Genomic DNA, 18350 nt, shown 5'->3' on the forward strand with positions numbered 1-18350 from the left:
GCGCGCGGTCGGGGCGAGCGGGTCATGTCATCCACCGGTCGGGCCGGGCGTCGCGGCGCCCGGTCCGAGACCGTTCGGCCTGGCTGTCGAGCAGTCGCGCGGCGTCCTGCGCGTCCCTCAGGCGGGCCGTGACCGTCTTTCCGGCCCCCGTGTCCACATGGACGTCCGCGAGGCCCCAGAGGCGCTGCCAGGGCCCCTGCGTCAGCCGTACGCTCTGGACCTTGGCGTGCGGCACCAGCGACAGACGGCGGCGCAGCAGGCCGTGCCGGGCGGCGAACACGGTGTCCGTGACCGTGATGCCGTACCCCCGCCACCACACCGGCACACACCGTCCTGCCCGGCGCGGCGGGCGCTCCAGCGACGCTTCGGCCGGGACGGCCACCCCGGGCAGCACGCGCGCGACGACGATCTCCGCGGCCGCGTACGGGGCGACCGGCACGAGCACGGAGTTGGCGGAGCCGGCCACGTCCAGCTCGACGCGCACCCAGCGCCGTCGCCGCCACAGCAGCGGCTGGACGATCCGCACGGTCTGCACCCGTCCGGGCGGCACCGTCTCGTGCGTGCGGTCCAGCAGGCCGTGATCGATCCGCAGCCCGTCCGGCGACTCGCCGACCGTCCAGTCGTACTCGCCGACGAAGCGTCCCACGCTGCTCGCACCGACCGCGCCGAGCAGCGGCACCCCGGTCGCCAGGACCGTCCACACACTGTGGGTGGCCAGCCACAGCACGGGCGGCACGACGAGCGCGGCGGCCAGCGCGCCCCAGGTGGCGCCCGTCAGCGCCAGCGCGATCGCGAGCTCGCGCGCCGGCACCCGCAGCACCTCGCGCGCGGGAGCTTCACCCATCTCGCGCGCCGCATCCGGGGCGAAGCCCGCCGCGCGCGCGAGGAGCTCGGCCCGTAGCGCGCGGGCCTCCTCCTCGCCCAGAAACGCGAGTTCGTCCTTCTTCTCGGCGCCGACCACGTCCAACCGGAGTTTCGCCACGCCCGCGACGCGGGCCAGCAGCGGCTGACTGACGTCGACCGCCTGGATGCGTTCCAGCCGGATGTGCGCGGTGCGCCGGAACAGCAGCCCGGTCCGGATGCGCAGTTCGCCGTCGGTCACCGCGAAATGAGTGAACCACCAGGTCAGAAAGCCGTAGAGGGAGGCCGCGGGCACAAGGACGGCGAGCGCGATCAGCAGCGTCGTCGTGGTCAGCCGGGTGAGCTGCTCCTGCGCCTGGTTCGGGTCGTGCACCGCCCAGCCGACGAGGACGGCGACGGGCGCCCAGGCCCGTCGGAACGGCGTCACGGGATGCAGCCGCCGTTCGGCGGCGGGCGGCGCCGGACGGACCGCGGACGCGCCGGGCGCCTGCGGCCCGCCGTCCTCCACACCGTCCTCCACGCCCGGTGCCGTCACAGCCCCGCCGATCGGGCCTCGCCGAGTTCGGTGAGCCGGTCGCGCAGCCGTTCCGCCTCGGCGGGGTCGAGACCCGGGATGGCGGCGTCGGTCGCGGCGGCCGCGGTGTGCAGCTGGACGCCGGCCAGCCCGAAGCGGCGCTCGAAGGGGCCGGAGGTGACCTCGACGAGCTGCATGCGCCCGTACGGCACGACGGTCTCCTCGTGCCACAGCACGCCCCGGCTGATCAGCAGGTCGTCGGCCCGCTCCGCGTACCGCCAGGAGCGCCAGTTGCGGCCGAGCAGCACCCAGCCCCAGCCGATGCCGGCCAGCGGCAGCAGCGCGAACGCGGCCCACGCGGGGCCGACGAGCAGACCGAGCAGCAGCCCGGTGCCGACGGCGGCGGGCGCCAGCCACAGCACCAGCAGCAGCCGCCGCATCCGCAGCAGTCCTGGCGGCAGCCCGGTCCACCGCGGTCCGGCCTCCGTCGTCTCCGCGCCCCCCGGGCTCACCGGGCTCCCCGTCTCCATGCGCCCAGCGTACGTAGGGGAGACTGGTGCCATGACTCCCACGACGGAGACCACGGTCGGGATCGGCGGCGCCGCGGAGAGCACCGACATGGTGCTCAACATCGGTCCCCAGCACCCCTCCACGCACGGTGTGCTGCGGCTGCGGCTCGTGCTGGACGGCGAGCGCATCCAGCACGCGGAGCCGGTGATCGGCTACATGCACCGCGGCGCGGAGAAGCTGTTCGAGGCCCGCGACTACCGGCAGATCGTCATGCTGGCCAACCGTCACGACTGGCTGTCGGCGTTCTCCAACGAGCTGGGCGTGGTCCTCGCGGTGGAGCGGATGCTCGGCATGGAGGTCCCCGAGCGCGCGGTGTGGACCCGCACGCTGCTCGCCGAGCTGAACCGGGTGCTCAACCACCTGATGTTCCTCGGCTCCTACCCCCTGGAGCTCGGCGGCATCACGCCCGTGTTCTACGCCTTCCGTGAGCGCGAGGTGCTGCAGAACGTGATGGAGGAGGTCTCCGGCGGGCGCATGCACTACATGTTCAACCGTGTCGGCGGCCTCAAGGAGGACGTGCCGGCCGGCTGGGCCTCCCGCGCGCGGGGGGCGGTCGCCGCCGTGCGCTCCCGTATGGACGTCTTCGACGACCTCGTGCTCGGCAACGAGATCTTCCGGGGGCGCACGCGGGACGTCGGCGTCCTCGCGCCGGAGCATGTGCACGCCTACGGCGTGAGCGGGCCGATCGCGCGCGGCTCGGGCGTCGACTTCGACCTGCGCAGGGACGAGCCGTATCTCGCCTACGGGGAGCTGCAGGACACTCTGAAGGTGGTGACGCGCACCGAGGGCGACTGTCTCGCCCGCTTCGAGTGCCTCCTGGAGCAGACCTACAACGCGCTCGCTCTCGCGGACGCCTGCCTGGACCGTCTCGCCGCCCTGCCGCCCGGCCCGATCAACCAACGGCTGCCGAAGGTCCTCAAGGCACCCGAGGGGCACACGTACGCGTGGACCGAGAACCCTCTCGGCATCAACGGCTACTACCTCGTCAGCAAGGGCGAGAAGACGCCGTACCGGCTGAAGCTGCGCTCGGCGTCGTACAACAACATCCAGGCGCTCACCGAACTGCTGCCGGGCACCCTGGTCGCCGACATGGTGGCCATCCTGGGGTCGATGTTCTTCGTGGTGGGAGACATCGACAAATAGCCGGGCCGCCGGGTCGTCAGGCCATCGCGCCTCCGGGTCGTCGGGCCGCCGGGCCATCGGGCAGTCGGGCAGGCAGGGTCATCGGGTCGGCAGGCGGTCGCGCGGCGCGCGCATGCGTCGCGACGGCCGGCCGGGCGACGGTCGCCCGGGGCGGCAGGTCTGGAGACGGTCGGTCAGCCGGCTTCGGGAGGCGCCGGGTCGGTCTCCGGGTCCGCTGCGGCGTCCGGCCCCGGCCGTACGACCAGCGGGTTCGGGATGCCGACCGGCTGGACCAGCCAGCCGAAGTCGCCCAGTCCGCCCGGCGCGGTGAGTTCGCCGGCCGCTCCGGCGCTCGCGAGGGCGCGCACATATGCGGCGGGGTCGGTGGAGGCGAGTGCGAGCGGGGGGCGTGCGCTGGTGAGGCCCAGGGAGTGCAGCGCGGCGCGCTGGGTGAGCAGGCGTGTGCCGGTGCGCGCGCCGGGGCCCGCGATCGTGCGGGAGCCGGGGCGCGTACCGGTGGCGGGGCGCGCGGAGGAGCCGGGAAGCGTGTGCGGCGCGTGCGTGCGCGCCGCGGCTCCCGCTCCCGCCCGCGCGCACGCGTCCAGCGCCACGTGGGCCGTGATGTCGCAGGACCCGTCCGGCACGGGCGCGACCTCGCGTCCGTCCCGGAACCCGGTGAGAGTCCCGTACGGGGGGCGTGCGTCCGCGGTGTGCGCGTAGTCCACCGCCACCGCGAGCCCCCGTCCGACGCATGCCACGGCCGACGCCCACGCCAGATCCCTGGGCAGCCCGATCTCGGCCCGCAGACCCTCCTCGCCCTCCGACGGCCACCAGCGCGCCAGCCAGTCCGCCTCCGCTCCCGACACCGGATCCCCGAGTCGCTCGGTCCCGTCCTCCCGGACGAGGACCAGTCGCGCCACCCCCGCGGAGTCGACCTCCGCGACCTCGACGGGGACGTTGTCCAGCCACTCGTTGGCGAAGATCAGCCCGGTGACGGCCGGCGGTGGCTCGCGGAGCCACTCGATCCGGTGAGTGAGCCCCTCGGGGCGGTCGGAGATCTCGACGGCGCAGGCGCGTGTGCGGGAGCGCACGCCGGCGGGAAGCGCCGCCAGCACCGCGGCGACCAGTTCGCCCCGGCCGGCGGCCATGTCGACGAAGTCGAGCGACTCGGGCCGGCCCAGCGCCTCGTCCACCCGGCACAGCAGGCGGGCCACGGCCCCGGCGAAGAGCGGCGAGGCGTGCACGGATGTGCGGAAGTGCCCGGCGGGACCCTCGGGCCGCCGGTAGAAGCCCTCCGTGGCTCCGCCCGTTCCGTACAGCGCGGCCTGCGTCGCCGCGCGCCAGCCGCGCCACTCGCCCGAGCCGGTCATCCCGTCCGCCAGACCTCGTCCACCCGGACAGACTAGGCGGACGCACCAGGCGTACAGGTGATCGCGGCATCCACCTTGCGGAGTACACGCGCCCGTACCGGATCGATCCTCCGGTTGACCCCCGCACGCATCGGGCTTCCCTACGCTGGGTTACGTGCAACGCCTCTATGACTTCCTCCGCAGAAACCCGACCGGGGTCGACGGCTTCTGGGCCCTCGTCCTCTTCGGGATCTCTGTCCTGGCCGGAACCGCCGGCCAGGACCAGCGCGGAGGCACCGACTCCATGGCGCTGTACGTGCCCGTCGTGCTTCTGCTCTGCCTGGTCATCGCGCTGCGCAGGCGGCTGCCCGAGAAGATGCTGCTGCTGGCCGCCGCCCTGGGGCTGGCGCAGCTGGTGCTGAACGTCTCGACCACGGCCGCCGACTTCGCCCTGCTGGTGATCGTCTACACGGTCGCGGCGAACGGCGCCCGCTGGGCGTCCCGGCTGGCGCTCGTGATGGGCCTGAGCGCGGCCACCGCCGCCCAGCTGCGCTGGCCGAACGAGAGCTCGGGCGTGTTGGGCAGCCTCGCGACCGTGGTCTTCCTGACGGTGCCGTTCGCGTTCGCCTGGGTGCTCGGCGACTCCATGCGAACCCGCCGCGCGTACTTCGCCCAGCTGGAGGAGCGCGCGGCCCGTCTGGAGAAGGAGCGCGAGGCGCAGGCGAAGGTGGCCGTCGCCGCCGAGCGCGCCCGCATCGCGCGCGAGCTGCACGACGTCGTCGCGCACAACGTGTCGGTGATGGTGGTGCAGGCCGACGGCGCCGCCTACGTCCTGGACGCCGCGCCCGACCAGGCGAAGGCGGCCCTGGAGACGATCTCCTCCACCGGCCGCCAGGCCCTCGCCGAGATGCGCCGGCTGCTGGGTGTGCTGCGCACCGGCGAGCACCAGGAGGGCGGCGAGTACGTCCCGCAGCCCGACGTCGAGCAGATCGAGGACCTGGTCGAGCAGTGCCGCGGCTCGGGCCTGCCCGTGGACTTCAAGGTCGAGGGCACGCCCCGGCCCCTGCCCAGTGGCGTCGAGCTGACGGCGTACCGCATCGTGCAGGAGGCGCTGACCAACACGCGCAAGCACGGTGGGCCGAACACGGGCGCCAGCGTCCGCCTGGTCTACTTCGACGACGGTCTCGGGCTGCTCGTGGAGGACGACGGCAAGGGCGCCCCGCACGAGCTGTACGAGGAGGGCGGGGCCGACGGCGCCGGGCACGGGCTGATCGGCATGCGTGAACGGGTCGGCATGGTGGGAGGCACCCTGGACGCGGGCCCGCGACCGGGCGGAGGATTCCGGATCAGCGCCCTGCTCCCGCTCAAACCGGCTTGACGCTGACGCGCGCCCCTCGTTGACACCTGTCACGCCCCCGTGAACCGCCCGCTCCACCCCGCCCGCCTCCGCCCCACGCTCACCCGACAGAAGAACGGAAGAGGACCCGATGACGATCCGCGTGATGCTCGTCGACGACCAGGTGCTGTTGCGCACCGGGTTCCGGATGGTGCTCGCCGCCCAGCCGGACATGGAGGTCGTGGCGGAGGCGGGCGACGGCGTCGAGGCCCTTCAGGTGGTGCGTTCCACGGAGGTGGACGTCGTGCTGATGGACGTCCGGATGCCGAAACTGGACGGCGTCGAGGCCACCCGGCGCATCTGCGAGGAGCCCGACCCTCCGAAGGTGCTGATCCTGACCACCTTCGACCTCGACGAGTACGCGTTCTCCGGGCTGAAGGCGGGTGCCTCCGGCTTCATGCTCAAGGACGTCCCGCCCGGCGAGCTGCTCGCCGCGATCCGCTCCGTGCACAGCGGTGACGCGGTGGTCGCGCCCTCCACCACCCGCCGCCTCCTGGACCGGTTCGCGCCGATGCTGCCCGCCACCGGAGGCGAGCCCCGGCACAAGGAGCTGGAGCGGCTGACGGAGCGCGAACGCGAGGTGATGGTGCTGGTCGCCCAGGGGTTGTCCAACGGGGAGATCGCGGCCCGGCTGGTGCTCTCCGAGGCGACCGTCAAGACCCATGTGGGACGCATCCTCACCAAGCTCGGCCTGCGCGACCGCGTCCAGGTCGTGGTGCTGGCCTACGAAACGGGTCTCGTCCGGGCCGGCGGCCACTAGGGCGTGTCCCGCCCTTCGTCACGGGCACGGCTCGGGGCCTCTCGTTCGGATCGGGCCGGGCTCGCACTAGGGTCTGGGGATGCTTCTGTGGATCAACGGCCCCTTCGGCGGGGGCAAGACGCAGACCGCCTACGAGATCCGGCGCCGTCTGCCCGGCAGCGTGGTGTGCGACCCCGAGCACGCCGGGTTCGGTCTGCGCCGCATGCTGCCGCCGGACCTGCGCGGTGACTTCCAGGACCTCGCGTCCTGGCGGCAGGGCGTCGTCGAGGTCCTTGACCTCGCACTCCGCAAGCACGACGGCGTGGTCGTCGCCCCGATGACCGTCACCGACCCGGTGTACTTCGCCGAGACCGTCGGCAGGCTGCGCGAACTCGGCCACGACGTGCGTCACTTCACGCTTCTCGCCCGACGGGAGACCATCCTGCGACGGCTGCGTGAACGCGGACCGGGGCACCTCCTGGGGTTCGCCGTGGGAAGGAACGCGGGGCTGCGCCGGGAGACCTGGGCCGTCGGGCGGCTCGACCACTGCCTGGAGCGCCTGCGCGAGCCGGAGTTCGCCGAACACCTGTGGACGGACCACACGACGGTGCCGAAGACGGCCGACCGCGTCGCCGTCCTGGCCGGTCTGACGCTCAGGCCCCACACCGGGGGCGCGCTGCGGACGCGGCTGCGGCAGGCCGGCGTGGGCCTGAGGCACATCCGGTTCGACTGACCCTCCGGACAGCCCGCTAGCGGAGGATCCCTTCCAGGAAGTCGCTGCCCAGCCGGGCCACCACCGCGACGTCGAGCTGGTGCAGCAGATACCGGCCGCGCCGGCGGGTGGTGACCAGGCCCGCCTTCTTCAGCAGGGTGAGGTGCCGGGATATCTCGGGCGCCGACACGCCGTGGACCTGGGCCAGTTCCGTCGTGGTGTACGCGCTGCGGGCCAGCATCCGGCAGATGCGCATGCGGACGGGATGGGACAGCGCGGTCATCCGGAGCGCCAGCTGCTCCACCGACGGCGGTGCGGCCGGCTCCGGCGAGCCGACCGGGTAGTGCAGCACCGGCTGCCAGCCGTACCGGTGCAGCACCATCAGGTGCGGCCAGCCGAGGCTCGTGGGCACCAACAGCAGGCCGCCGTCGCCCGTGGCGCTCCGGCCCACGACCAGCTTGTCGACGGTGATCCGCGCGGCCTCCTCGTCGAGTGTCACGGCTGAGGAGACGGAGGTGAGCGTCTCCGCCAGCCCCTTGCGGCGCAGGAGGTCCGTCTTCAGGCGGGCGTCGGCGGCGAGCGGGAGCCGCACCCGCGCCCAGACGTCGGCGAAGAACGCCTCGTCGCAGTCCCGCAGGAACTGGCGCAGCCATGCACGCACGCGTGGCGGGTCGTCGAGCAGCCGCCGGGTGAACCGCACCTGCCGCGGACCGCGCGTTGCGGCCAGGTCGAAGGCGCGCCGGCGCAGCTCCGGGTCGGAGACGACGCCGGCGCTCGGCAGGTCGTAGCCGGGCGCGCAGATGAATTCCAGCGCGCAGTCCACGAACTGTTCGTCCGTCAGCTTGTCCAGGAGGTCGAGCTCGTCGGCCAGCGTCGCGCCGGGGAGGGCGGTTCTGCCCGGGATGCCCGCGCAGGGCAGGAACAGGTCCGAGAACGTCGTCCGCCACAGGAAGTCGGCCTCGCACATCCGGTCGGCCAGATGCGGGTCGAGACCGGCGGTGACCGCGGTGACCCAGCCCTGCAGGCCGGGATGGTGCCCCGGCTCGGCCAGCGCGTGCAGCGCCATGCCGAGCTCGGCCAGGGGCGAGGGCGCGACGGAGACCCTCTCCGGCCGCAGCCCGGCGACGTCGATGCGCAGGCTCATTCCCTCATGGTGCACTCCGCCACTGACACCCCGGCCCGACCGCCCGGCCCGACCGACGTCTGACACCCGGCCGACGCCCGGGGTCGACCGGCCGCCGGGGTGCCGGTGCAGGGGATGCCGAGGGTGCCGGGATCCCGTGGTGCCGGTCCCTATTCGTCGATCCCGTCGATCCCTTCGACCCCGTCGGCGATCCGGGCCGCTCGGGGGATCCGCCTGGTGAAGTCCGCGACCGCCGCCTTCACGTCGTCCGCCGTCCAGGTCAGGCCCTCGGAGCGGACGCCGACCTCGGTCACGGCCAGCCCCGGCCCGCCCCGCTCCCAGGCGCCCGCGAAGAGCATCGTCCCCGTCTCCTCGGCCTGGAGCAGCGACGCTTCGGCGAGGACGTCGGCCTCGTACGGCAGCCAGACCTGGAACTCGTGGGTGTGCGGCGGCTCCGGGTACACGCGCGCCCACGGCACGTCCGTCGCGGCGAGGCCCTCGCGCAGCGCGGCGGCCACCACGCGCGCGTGGTCCACGTACTCGGGCAGCCGGGGCAGTTCGCGCTCCAGGCCGATGAGCGCCGACAGAGCGGTGGGGAACTGCTGGAAGATCATGCCGCCGTACCGGTGCCGCCAGGTCTTCGCCTCCTCCACCAGCGACCGCGGGCCGGCGAGCGCGGCGCCGCCGAGACCGTCGAGGGACTTGTAGAACGACACGTAGACGCTGTCCGCCAGGTCGGCGATCTCGTGCAGAGGACGCCCGAAACGACGGGTCGTCTCCCACAGCCGCGCGCCGTCGAAGTGCACCACCGCGTCGCGCTCGCGCGCCGCCTCCACGGTCTCGGTGAGCTCCTCCCAGGAGGGCAGCACGTAACCGGCGTCGCGGAGGGGCAGCTCCAGCATCAGCGCGCCGAAGGGCTCCTCGAACCCGCGCACCTCCGCGGCCGTGGGCAGCCGGGGCTCCCCCGTCACTCGGACGGTGCGCAGCCCGCTGACGGCGCTGAACGCGTCCCGCTCCCACTTCTCGGGATGACTCAGCGCGTGCAGTGCGACCGTCGGGTTGCCGGTACGGCCCGCCCAGCAGCGCAGCGCGATCTGCTGGGCCATCGTGCCGGTCGGGAAGAACGCGGCGGCCTCCGTGCCGAGCAGCCCGGCGACCCGCTCCTCCAGGGCTCCCACGACCCCGTTGCCGTACATGTCACCGGGGTCGTCCAGGTCGTGGACGTCGGGTGCGTGCGCGTGGAGGTGCGCGAGCCGCTCGCGCAGGGTGCCGCGGAATCCCGCGCGCGACACGACGCGTTCCGCCGCACGGTGGGCGGCCGCCCGCCGCTCCCGGAGGCGCTGCTGCGCCGTCTTTTCGTCTCCCTGGTCCGTCGTGTATGCCATGCCCCGGATGATGCCGTGCCCCCACGCGCGTGAGCACGCGCATATTCCGTCGCCCCGCTCCCGCCCCCGCCCCCGGGCCCGTCGACCCGCCCCCGGGCCCACCGGCCCGCACCCGGGCCACCGCACCCACCCCCGGCGGGTCCGCATACGCCCGCCCGACCCCACCCGTGCCCCAGCCCCCCACCCGTGCCCCAGCCCCCCACCCGTGCCCCAGCCCCCCACCCGTGCCCCAGCCCCCCACCCGTGCCTCAGCCCCCACCCGTCCCGGCCGATGTCGGGGAACGGGTGGGAAAGCCCACAGCCTGTGGACAACCGGACGCCCTTCGAACGGATCGCGTTAACATGACGAGAAATCGTCCGGTACCCGGAGCGGACTGGAACGGAAGGCCGCGTCGCGTGAGTACAGCCCAACAACCAGACCCGAGGGACCGCCCCGCGCGGCTGGCCGTCGGCGTCGTCGGCGCGGGCCGGGTCGGTCCTGCCCTGGCCGCGTCCCTCCAGCTCGCCGGGCATCGTCCGGTCGCCGTCTCCGGCGTCTCCGACGCCTCCAGACGACGAGCGGGGCTCCTGCTGCCCGACGTGCCGCTCGTCCCGCCCGCCGAAGTCCTGCGACGCGCCGACCTGGTGCTGCTGACGGTCCCCGACGACGCCCTGCCGGGCCTGGTGGAGGGCCTCGCCGAGACCGGCGCCGTACGCCCCGGCCAGCTGCTCGTGCACACCTCCGGGCGGTACGGCGCGAAGGTCCTCGACCCCGCCCTGCGCGCGGGCGCCCTGCCGCTCGCGTTGCACCCCGCGATGACCTTCACGGGCACCCCGGTGGACGTTCAGCGCCTGGCCGGCTGCTCCTTCGGCGTCACCGCGCCCGACGGACTTCGGATGGCCGCCGAAGCCCTGGTGATCGAGATGGGCGGCGAACCGGAGTGGATCGCCGAGGAGAGCCGCCCGCTGTACCACGCGGCCCTCGCCCTGGGCGCCAACCACCTGGTCACCCTGGTCGCCCAGTCCATGGAGCTGTTGCGCGCGGCCGGCGTCGAAGCCCCCGACCGGATGCTCGGCCCGCTGCTGGGCGCCGCTCTCGACAACGCGCTGCGCTCGGGCGACGCCGCGCTCACCGGGCCCGTCGCGCGCGGGGACGCGGGCACGGTCGCCGCGCACGTCGCGCAGCTGCGCGAGCACGCTCCGCAGACCGTCGCCGGCTATCTCGCGATGGCCCGCGCGACCGCCGACCGCGCGCTCGCGCACGGGCTCCTCAAGCCCGAACTCGCCGAGGACCTCCTGGGGGTGCTCGCCGGCAACGTCCACGGCGCGCCGTCCGATCCCGGCGGCCCCGGCCCGCGCGGCGCCGAAGGAGATGCCGGATGACCGCCGCCCTGCTGCGCAACGCCGACGAGCTGTACGCACGCACGCGTGACGGCCGCCGCGCCGTCGTGATGACGATGGGCGCCCTGCACGAAGGGCACGCCACCCTGGTGCGCACCGCCCGCGAACTCGCCGGGCCCGGCGGCGAGGTCGTCGTCACGGTCTTCGTCAACCCGCTGCAGTTCGGCGCGGGCGAGGACCTCGACCGTTACCCGCGCACCCTGGACGCCGACGTCGAGATCGCCGGGCAGGCCGGCGCGGACGTCGTGTTCGCCCCGTCCGTGGACGAGGTCTACCCGGGCGGCGAGCCGCAGGTCCGGATCTCGGCGGGCCCCATGGGCGAGCGCCTGGAGGGCGGCTCACGCCCCGGGCATTTCGACGGCATGCTCACCGTCGTCGCCAAGCTGCTGCACCTCACCCGGCCCGACGCCGCCCTCTTCGGGCAGAAGGACGCCCAGCAGCTCGCCCTGATCCGCCGCATGGTCCGGGATCTGAACTTCGGCACCGAGATCGTCGCCGTGCCGACCGTGCGCGAGGAGGACGGGCTGGCGCTGTCCAGCCGCAACCGCTATCTGTCCGCGCGGGAGCGGCGCACCGCGCTCGCGCTCTCCCAGGCCCTCTTCGCCGGCCGCGACCGGCACGCGGCGCAGGAGGCCCTGCGGGCCCGCGCGCGGGAGGTGCCCGCCACACACGCGCGTGCCGAGGCGCTCAGCGCCATCGGCGAGTCCCGCGCGGCCGCCGACGCGCACGCCGTCGCCAAGGCCGCCCCCGGCAACCCTGCCGCGGTCCGCGCGGCCGCCCGCCAGATCCTGGACGAGGCCCTGCGGCTCGACCCCCCGCTGCGGCTGGACTACCTCGCGCTCGTCGACCCGTCCGACTTCACCGAGATCGAGGACGACTTCACCGGCGAGGCCGTTCTCGCCGTCGCCGCCCGGGTCGGCACGACCCGGCTGATCGACAACCTCCCCCTCACCTTCGGAGCCGCCTCGTGACCAGCACAGGCATACGACTGCACGCACCCGCGCCCGGGTGGAACATCTCCGCGGACGTGGTGGTCGTCGGTTCCGGCGTCGCCGGCCTGACGGCGGCCCTGCGCTGCGAGGCCGCGGGGCTGAGGACGGTCGTCGTCACCAAGGCGCGCCTCGACGACGGCTCCACCCGCTGGGCGCAGGGCGGCATAGCCGCGGCCCTGGGCGACGGCGACACGCCCGAACAGCATCTGGACGACACCCTGGTGGCGGGCGCGGGCCTGTGCGACGAGGAGGCCGTGCGGATCCTCGTCACCGAGGGCCCCGACGCCGTGCGCCGGCTGATCGAGACCGGCGCGCACTTCGACGAGTCGGAGGAAGGCGGCCTGGAGCTGACCCGCGAGGGCGGCCACCACCGCCGCCGTATCGCGCACGCGGGCGGAGACGCGACCGGCGCGGAGATCTCCCGCGCGCTCGTCGAGGCGGTCCGCGCGCGCGGACTGCGCACGGTTGAGAACGCACTCGTCCTGGACCTCCTCACGGACGCCGAGGGCCGCACCGCCGGCGTCACCCTGCACGTCATGGGCGAGGGCCAGCACGACGGCGTGGGGGCCGTGCACGCCCCCGCCGTCGTCCTCGCGACCGGCGGCATGGGCCAGGTGTTCTCCGCGACCACCAACCCTTCGGTGTCCACCGGCGACGGTGTGGCGCTCGCCCTGCGCGCGGGCGCGGAGGTCTCCGACCTGGAGTTCGTCCAGTTCCACCCGACCGTGCTGTTCCTGGGCGCGGACGCCGAGGGCCAGCAGCCCCTCGTCTCGGAGGCCGTGCGCGGCGAGGGCGCGCACCTGGTCGACGCGGACGGCGTGCGCTTCATGGTCGGCAAGCACGAGCTGGCCGAACTCGCCCCCCGGGACATCGTCGCCAAGGGCATCATGCGCCGCATGCAGGAGCAGGACGCCGAGCACATGTTCCTCGACGCCCGCCACTTCGGCGCCGAGATGTGGGAGCACCGCTTCCCGACGATCCTCGCCGCCTGCCGCGCCCACGGCATCGACCCGGTCACCGAGCCCGTCCCGGTCGCCCCGGCGGCCCACTACGCCTCCGGCGGCGTGCGCACCGACTCCCACGGCCGTACGACCGTGCCCGGCCTGTACGCCTGCGGCGAGGTCGCCTGCACCGGCGTGCACGGCGCGAACCGGCTGGCGTCCAACTCGCTCCTCGAAGGCCTCGTCTACGCCGAGCGCATCGTGAGCGACATCGCCGCGAGCCGGACGGACGACGCGCTCCACGCGCGCGTGCCCGCACCCGTGGAGCGCCCCGAGCGGCCGGCGCACCCGCTGCTCGCCCCCGAAGCCAGGTTCGCCATCCAGCGGATCATGACCGACGGCGCGGGCGTGCTGCGCTCCGCCGCGTCCCTGGAGAGGGCCGCCGACCAGTTGCAGCGGCTGCACACCGAGGCCCGCGACGCCCTCGACGAGAACGGCAAGACGGCAGAGCCCGGCGTCGACACCTGGGAGGCCACCAACCTCCTGTGCGTCGCGCGCGTCCTGGTCGCCGCCGCGCTCCTGCGCGAGGAGACCCGCGGCTGCCACTGGCGCGAGGACCACGCCGACCGAGACGACGCCGACTGGCGCCGCCACATCGTCGTACGGCTGAATCCGGATCGCACCCTCGCCGTACACACCACCGATACCGCAGACTTCCCCCCGACCCGGCAGCACCACCAGGAGCAGTGACAGACGTGAGCACCCCCGACCTTCCCCTCGCCCCGAGCGGCGGCTGCGGCGACGGCTGTGCCTGCGGCGCCGCAGACGCCGAATTCACCGACGAGGGATACGCCGAATACGAGGAGTGCGGGCTCGACCCCGCACTCGCCCAGCTGCTGGTCGACGCCGGACTGGACCCCGTCGAGGTGGAGGACATCGCCAACGTCGCCATCCAGGAGGACCTGGCGCACGGCGTCGACGTGACGACGGTCGCGACCATCCCCGAGGAGGCGGTCGCCACCGCCGACTTCACCGCGCGCGAGGCGGGCGTGGTCGCGGGGCTGCGGATCGCCGAGGCGGTCGTCTCGGTCGTCTGCACGGACGAGTTCGAGGTAGAGCGGCACGTGGAGGACGGCGACCGGGTGGAGGCCGGGCAGAAGCTGCTGTCGGTCACCACGCGCACGCGTGACCTCCTCACCGCCGAGCGCAGCGCGCTGAACCTGCTGTGCCGTCTGTCCGGCATCGCCACCGCCTCGCGCGCGTGGGCGGACGCCCTGGAGGGCACCGGGGCACGCGTGCGCGACACCCGCAAGACGACGCCGGGCCTGCGCTCCCTGGAGAAGTTCGCCGTCCGCTGCGGCGGGGGCGTCAACCACCGCATGTCGCTGTCCGACGCGGCACTGGTCAAGGACAACCACGTGGTCGCCGCGGGCGGTGTCGCCCAGGCCTTCGAGGCGGTGCGGGAGACCTTCCCGGACGTGCCGATCGAGGTCGAGGTCGACACCCTGCACCAGCTGCGCGAGGTCGTCGACGCGGGCGCCGACCTCATCCTGCTGGACAATTTCACGCCCGCCGAGTGCGCGGAGGCCGTCGCCCTCGTGGACAAGCGCGCCTTGCTGGAGGCGTCGGGCCGGCTCACCCTGGACAACGCCAAGGTGTACGCCGACACGGGCGTCGACTTCCTCGCCGTGGGCGCCCTGACGCACTCCTCGCCGATCCTGGACATCGGTCTGGATCTGCGGGCGGCGGAGTAGGGAACGGGGACCGGCCATGCTGCTGACGATCGACGTGGGCAACACGCACACCGTGCTCGGCCTCTTCGACGGTGAGGACATCGTCGAGCACTGGCGGATCTCCACCGACTCCCGCCGCACGGCGGACGAACTGGCCGTGCTCCTGCAAGGCCTGATGGGCATGCACCCCCTCCTCGGGGACGAGCTGGGCGACGGCATCGACGGCATCGCGATCTGCGCCACGGTGCCCTCGGTGCTGCACGAGCTGCGCGAGGTGACGCGGCGCTACTACGGCGACGTGCCCGCCGTGCTCGTCGAGCCGGGCGTGAAGACCGGGGTGCCGATCCTGTTCGACAACCCCAGGGAGGTCGGCGCCGACCGCATCATCAACGCCGTCGCGGCGAACGAGCTCTACGGCGGTCCGGCGATCGTCGTCGACTTCGGGACGGCGACGACGTTCGACGCGGTCAGCGCGCGCGGGGAGTACGTCGGCGGCGTCATCGCCCCCGGCATCGAGATCTCGGTGGACGCGCTGGGCGTCAAGGCCGCGCAGCTGCGCAAGATCGAGCTGGCCCGGCCCCGGAGCGTGATCGGCAAGAGCACGGTCGAGGCGATGCAGTCCGGGATCCTCTACGGCTTCGCCGGCCAGGTCGACGGCGTGGTGACCCGGATGGCCCGGGAACTCGCGGAGGACCCGGACGACGTGACGGTGATCGCGACCGGCGGCCTGGCGCCGACGGTGCTGGGCGAATCCTCGGTGATCGACGAGCACGAGCCCTGGCTGACGCTGATCGGGCTGCGCCTGGTGTACGAGCGGAACGTGTCGCGCATGTGAGCCGACTGCCCTCCTGAAGCCGGGAGGGCAGCGAACGGCCCCGCCCGGCGCGGACTCCGGCCCCGCCCGGCGCGGACTCCGGCCCCGCCCGGCGCGGACTCCGGCCCCGCCCGGCGCGGACTCCGGCCCCCGCCTGCGCGGGTCTCGCCAGCCCGCGCGGAACACGGCCAGGCCCGCGCGAACCTCACCTCACCTCGCCATGCCTGCCTGGACCTCACCTCACCTCGCCTCGCCATGCCTGCCTGGACTTGCCGAGCCTGCGCGGGCCGCGGCCTGCCCGGCCGGTCCGTGCACGAAGTCGGCCCGTCCGTGCACGAAGTGGGCCCGTCCGTGCGGACGAGGTCGGCCGGGGCGCGGCCGGCGGAACCGAACGGCCGACCGGACCGCGGGCCGATGCCGGAAGCCGGCCCGACGGGGCCTCGGGGGCCTAGGGGGCCTACGGAACCGACGGGGCCGGCGGGGCGGATTCGGGCGCGCCACGCCCGTCCGCTATGTCGAATTTGTCTGATTAGCGCGTATCGTCGCCGCATGCCCACGCCCTACGGATCCCGCGGCGGCCTGGCGTTCGGCGCGGAGGAGCTGCGCGTGCTCCGCCGCGCCCTCGCCCTCGCCCTTCACCCCGGCCCCGTCTCCGCCGAGGACATCCAGGACTGCCACCGCCTAGCCGAGTCCCTCGACGAGGCGACGCACGAGGCCGCCCGGCTCCGGGCGTTCCTGGTGGCCGACCTCGGCCGGTACCGCGCAGCCCTTCCCGGCACCGCCGCCGGCTACCTCGCCCTCCTGGAGGAGGTTCTGGCCACCGGCTACCGGCCCGATCCCGACGACCTCGCCGCTCTGCGCGCCCTGCGCGGCAACCCGGCGGGCGCGGCCCTCCTGGAACGCTGCCAGACGCTCGCCGAGCAGGACGTCCGCGCCCGGCTGGCCCGTCGTACGGCCCGCAGGGCCCCGGCGGCCACCGCGACCGTCCCGGCGTCCCGTACGCGCCTCCTGGCTCTTCGGGGAGGCCTCTCCGAGGAGGCGCCCGTCTGTGTGTCGGCGGGTTCCGCGGGTTCGGCGGGTTCCGCGGCCGGTGCGGACCCCGGCGGCCGCCCGCAGGGGGAGCCGCGGAAGAAGCCCGCCGGGAAGCCGGCCACGCCGGGCCCCGGTCCCGTGCCCGCCGAGCCCGCCTCCCCGGAGCCCGCCCGCCGGCCCGTCCCCACGCCGGGCGAGGTCTTCCCGCGCCGCAGACCGAGCCCGCCGCCCGCCGACCCCGACCAGCGGCGCCTCGCCGCCGGCTGATCCCCGCGCACCCCGCCCCGATGTCCCGTTCCTCCCTGGCTACCCTGGTTCCATGGACTACGTCTCCGCGTTGCTGCCCCCCGTCGTCATGGCGGTGTTCTTCATCGGCCTGATCAGGGTGATCGTGAAGACCCAGGGCGGTGCCAACAAGGCCAAGGAGGACGCGGCCGTCGACGCCGCCCTCGCGCGCGCGGAGGGGGCCCGCCAGGCCTCCGTGAGCCCGGAGGCCTGACCGCCCCCTCGGCGCTCCGCCGCCCTCCCGAGGCGCGTGGCTCCTTCCGGAGCCACGCGCCCTTTTTGTTGCTGTTTGTCGGCGAAAGCGCACGTCCGGCACGCGATTGGTGTGATCTCCCACTATTGTTCTGAGCTGTGCCTCGCCCATTGGGAGAACTCGAAGACGCGGTCATGACGCGGGTGTGGAAGTGGAACCGCCCGGTCACCGTTCGAGAAGTCCTGGAAGACCTTCAGCAGGAACGGTCCATCGCGTACACCACCGTGATGACCGTTTTGGACAATCTCCATCAGAAGGGCTGGGTGCGCCGGGAAGCGGAAGGCCGGGCCTATCGATATGAGGCGGTCTCCACCCGGGCCGCCTACGCCGCCGCCCTGATGAACGACGCCTGGGCGCAGAGCGACAACCCCGCCGCCGCTCTCGTCGCCTTCTTCGGGATGATGAGCGACGAACAGCGGCGCGCGCTGAGCGACGCCGTGCGCATGGTCCAAGGCCCGGAAACCGCAGAACCCGCAACAACGCCGAGTCCGTCCGGCGCACCGAGTGCGCAGACCGAGGCCGGTAAGGGCGGCGCCGCGGAGAACCCCGCCTCGGCGACGGAGCGCGACGGGCGATAGCGTCCGTACATGTCAGCAGAGAGTCCCTCGGCCGAGAACCCCGAAGTCACCGCTAAAGCCATCACCGTCCGGCGGGCCCGGACCGGTGATGTCCCCGTCGTGCGCCGTCTCCTCGACGCCTACGTCCGCGGCGGGATCCTGCTCGACAAAGCGACGGTCACTCTTTACGAGGACATCCAGGAGTTCTGGGTCGCCGAACGCGACGACAACGCCGAGGTGGTCGGCTGCGGCGCCCTGCACGTCATGTGGGAAGACCTGGCGGAAGTGCGGACTCTCGCGGTGAAGCCCGGGCTGAAGGGCGCCGGCGTCGGGCACCGGTTGTTGGAGAAGTTGCTCCACACCGCACGCTGGCTCGGCGTTCGCCGGGTTTTCTGCCTCACCTTCGAAGTGGACTTCTTCGCCAAGCACGGGTTCGTGGAGATCGGTGAGACGCCGGTCGACACCGATGTCTACGCAGAGCTGCTGCGTTCCTATGACGAGGGCGTCGCGGAGTTCCTCGGACTCGAACGAGTGAAACCGAACACCTTGGGCAACAGCCGGATGCTTCTGCATCTGTGATCGTCGCCGCCAT

The 18350-nt window shown here is 73.7% G+C and carries 18 protein-coding genes; 13 read left to right on the top strand and 5 right to left on the bottom strand.

All coding sequences use genetic code 11. The features are described from left to right. Positions 1 to 22 precede the first annotated feature (22 nt). Together QF032_RS22395 and QF032_RS22400 are read right to left on the bottom strand one after the other, a co-directional pair. Complete coding sequence (locus tag QF032_RS22395; protein WP_373430368.1) at positions 23 to 1396, bottom strand: PH domain-containing protein; 1374 nt, start codon at positions 1394 to 1396, stop codon at positions 23 to 25. After that, a complete protein-coding gene (locus QF032_RS22400; RefSeq protein ID WP_307045110.1) occupies positions 1393 to 1905 on the bottom strand; it encodes a PH domain-containing protein in 513 nt (170 codons plus the stop codon). The genes QF032_RS22395 and QF032_RS22400 overlap by 4 nt, the downstream gene beginning before the upstream one ends. 31 nt (positions 1906 to 1936) lie before the next feature. Here QF032_RS22400 and QF032_RS22405 point away from each other — a divergent pair, with 31 nt between their 5' ends. Continuing rightward, on the top strand, positions 1937 to 3088 hold the full coding sequence (locus tag QF032_RS22405; protein WP_306949981.1) for an NADH-quinone oxidoreductase subunit D: 1152 nt from the start codon (positions 1937 to 1939) through the stop codon (positions 3086 to 3088). A gap of 173 nt (positions 3089 to 3261) precedes the next feature. Here QF032_RS22405 and QF032_RS22410 read toward each other — a convergent pair whose 3' ends face one another. Further along, complete coding sequence (locus tag QF032_RS22410; RefSeq protein WP_307057233.1) at positions 3262 to 4437, bottom strand: SAM-dependent methyltransferase; 1176 nt, start codon at positions 4435 to 4437, stop codon at positions 3262 to 3264. A 154-nt stretch (positions 4438 to 4591) separates the two neighbouring features. Here QF032_RS22410 and QF032_RS22415 point away from each other — a divergent pair, with 154 nt between their 5' ends. The 3 genes from QF032_RS22415 (at position 4592) to QF032_RS22425 (ending at position 7284) form a co-directional block, all read left to right on the top strand. Continuing rightward, positions 4592 to 5794: a sensor histidine kinase gene (locus QF032_RS22415; RefSeq protein ID WP_307045115.1), complete on the top strand. Its 1203-nt coding sequence runs from the start codon at positions 4592 to 4594 to the stop codon at positions 5792 to 5794. A 109-nt stretch (positions 5795 to 5903) separates the two neighbouring features. Next, the gene (locus tag QF032_RS22420) at positions 5904 to 6572 is read left to right on the top strand and encodes a response regulator (RefSeq protein WP_306949975.1); all 669 of its coding nucleotides are present in this window, start codon (positions 5904 to 5906) and stop codon (positions 6570 to 6572) included. A gap of 79 nt (positions 6573 to 6651) precedes the next feature. Then, positions 6652 to 7284 (top strand): AAA family ATPase, encoded by a 633-nt coding sequence (locus QF032_RS22425; protein WP_307057234.1) that lies wholly within the window; start codon positions 6652 to 6654, stop codon positions 7282 to 7284. A gap of 16 nt (positions 7285 to 7300) precedes the next feature. Here the strand turns inward: QF032_RS22425 and QF032_RS22430 are convergent, their stop codons facing one another. Then, positions 7301 to 8407, bottom strand: a complete 1107-nt coding sequence (locus QF032_RS22430) for a DUF5937 family protein (RefSeq protein ID WP_307057236.1) — start codon at positions 8405 to 8407, stop codon at positions 7301 to 7303. A 149-nt stretch (positions 8408 to 8556) separates the two neighbouring features. After that, positions 8557 to 9771, bottom strand: a complete 1215-nt coding sequence (locus QF032_RS22435) for a threonine aldolase family protein (RefSeq protein WP_307057237.1) — start codon at positions 9769 to 9771, stop codon at positions 8557 to 8559. Positions 9772 to 10167: 396 nt separating this feature from the next. Between QF032_RS22435 and QF032_RS22440 the strand changes: the two genes are divergently transcribed. The 9 genes from QF032_RS22440 (at position 10168) to QF032_RS22480 (ending at position 18337) form a co-directional block, all read left to right on the top strand. Further along, on the top strand, positions 10168 to 11133 hold the full coding sequence (locus tag QF032_RS22440) for a Rossmann-like and DUF2520 domain-containing protein (protein ID WP_306949966.1): 966 nt from the start codon (positions 10168 to 10170) through the stop codon (positions 11131 to 11133). Then, entirely contained in the window at positions 11130 to 12122 is a 993-nt protein-coding gene (panC, locus tag QF032_RS22445; RefSeq protein ID WP_307057239.1) for a pantoate--beta-alanine ligase, read from the top strand. The genes QF032_RS22440 and panC overlap by 4 nt, the downstream gene beginning before the upstream one ends. Next, positions 12119 to 13834 (top strand): L-aspartate oxidase, encoded by a 1716-nt coding sequence (locus QF032_RS22450; protein WP_306949962.1) that lies wholly within the window; start codon positions 12119 to 12121, stop codon positions 13832 to 13834. The genes panC and QF032_RS22450 overlap by 4 nt, the downstream gene beginning before the upstream one ends. A gap of 5 nt (positions 13835 to 13839) precedes the next feature. Next, positions 13840 to 14838 carry a carboxylating nicotinate-nucleotide diphosphorylase gene (nadC, locus tag QF032_RS22455; RefSeq protein WP_307045129.1) on the top strand — a complete coding sequence of 333 codons (999 nt, stop codon included), beginning with the start codon at positions 13840 to 13842 and terminating at the stop codon, positions 14836 to 14838. A gap of 16 nt (positions 14839 to 14854) precedes the next feature. Continuing rightward, positions 14855 to 15652, top strand: a complete 798-nt coding sequence (locus QF032_RS22460; RefSeq protein ID WP_107442617.1) for a type III pantothenate kinase — start codon at positions 14855 to 14857, stop codon at positions 15650 to 15652. A 558-nt stretch (positions 15653 to 16210) separates the two neighbouring features. Continuing rightward, positions 16211 to 16930, top strand: coding sequence for a hypothetical protein (locus QF032_RS22465; RefSeq protein ID WP_307060334.1), 720 nt, complete (start codon positions 16211 to 16213; stop codon positions 16928 to 16930). 52 nt (positions 16931 to 16982) lie between these two features. Continuing rightward, positions 16983 to 17162, top strand: a complete 180-nt coding sequence (locus QF032_RS22470; protein WP_307045131.1) for a hypothetical protein — start codon at positions 16983 to 16985, stop codon at positions 17160 to 17162. Positions 17163 to 17311: 149 nt separating this feature from the next. After that, complete coding sequence (locus QF032_RS22475; protein WP_307057241.1) at positions 17312 to 17779, top strand: BlaI/MecI/CopY family transcriptional regulator; 468 nt, start codon at positions 17312 to 17314, stop codon at positions 17777 to 17779. A gap of 9 nt (positions 17780 to 17788) precedes the next feature. Next, a complete protein-coding gene (locus tag QF032_RS22480; protein ID WP_306949956.1) occupies positions 17789 to 18337 on the top strand; it encodes an amino-acid N-acetyltransferase in 549 nt (182 codons plus the stop codon). Positions 18338 to 18350 lie beyond the last annotated feature (13 nt).

This window comes from Streptomyces achromogenes (assembly GCF_030816715.1).
Lineage (GTDB): Bacteria > Actinomycetota > Actinomycetes > Streptomycetales > Streptomycetaceae > Streptomyces > Streptomyces achromogenes_A.

Bases quoted from the DNA above. Each gene is read 5' to 3' on its own strand.
- QF032_RS22400 (WP_307045110.1), bottom strand. From the start codon at position 1,905: ATGGAGACGGGGAGCCCGGTGAGCCCGGGGGGCGCGGAGACGACGGAG.
- QF032_RS22405 (WP_306949981.1), top strand. From the start codon at position 1,937: ATGACTCCCACGACGGAGACCACGGTCGGGATCGGCGGCGCCGCGGAG.
- QF032_RS22410 (WP_307057233.1), bottom strand. From the start codon at position 4,437: ATGACCGGCTCGGGCGAGTGGCGCGGCTGGCGCGCGGCGACGCAGGCC.
- QF032_RS22420 (WP_306949975.1), top strand. From the start codon at position 5,904: ATGACGATCCGCGTGATGCTCGTCGACGACCAGGTGCTGTTGCGCACC.
- QF032_RS22425 (WP_307057234.1), top strand. From the start codon at position 6,652: ATGCTTCTGTGGATCAACGGCCCCTTCGGCGGGGGCAAGACGCAGACC.
- QF032_RS22430 (WP_307057236.1), bottom strand. From the start codon at position 8,407: ATGAGCCTGCGCATCGACGTCGCCGGGCTGCGGCCGGAGAGGGTCTCC.
- QF032_RS22435 (WP_307057237.1), bottom strand. From the start codon at position 9,771: ATGGCATACACGACGGACCAGGGAGACGAAAAGACGGCGCAGCAGCGC.
- panC (WP_307057239.1), top strand. From the start codon at position 11,130: ATGACCGCCGCCCTGCTGCGCAACGCCGACGAGCTGTACGCACGCACG.
- QF032_RS22460 (WP_107442617.1), top strand. From the start codon at position 14,855: ATGCTGCTGACGATCGACGTGGGCAACACGCACACCGTGCTCGGCCTC.
- QF032_RS22470 (WP_307045131.1), top strand. From the start codon at position 16,983: ATGGACTACGTCTCCGCGTTGCTGCCCCCCGTCGTCATGGCGGTGTTC.
- QF032_RS22480 (WP_306949956.1), top strand. From the start codon at position 17,789: ATGTCAGCAGAGAGTCCCTCGGCCGAGAACCCCGAAGTCACCGCTAAA.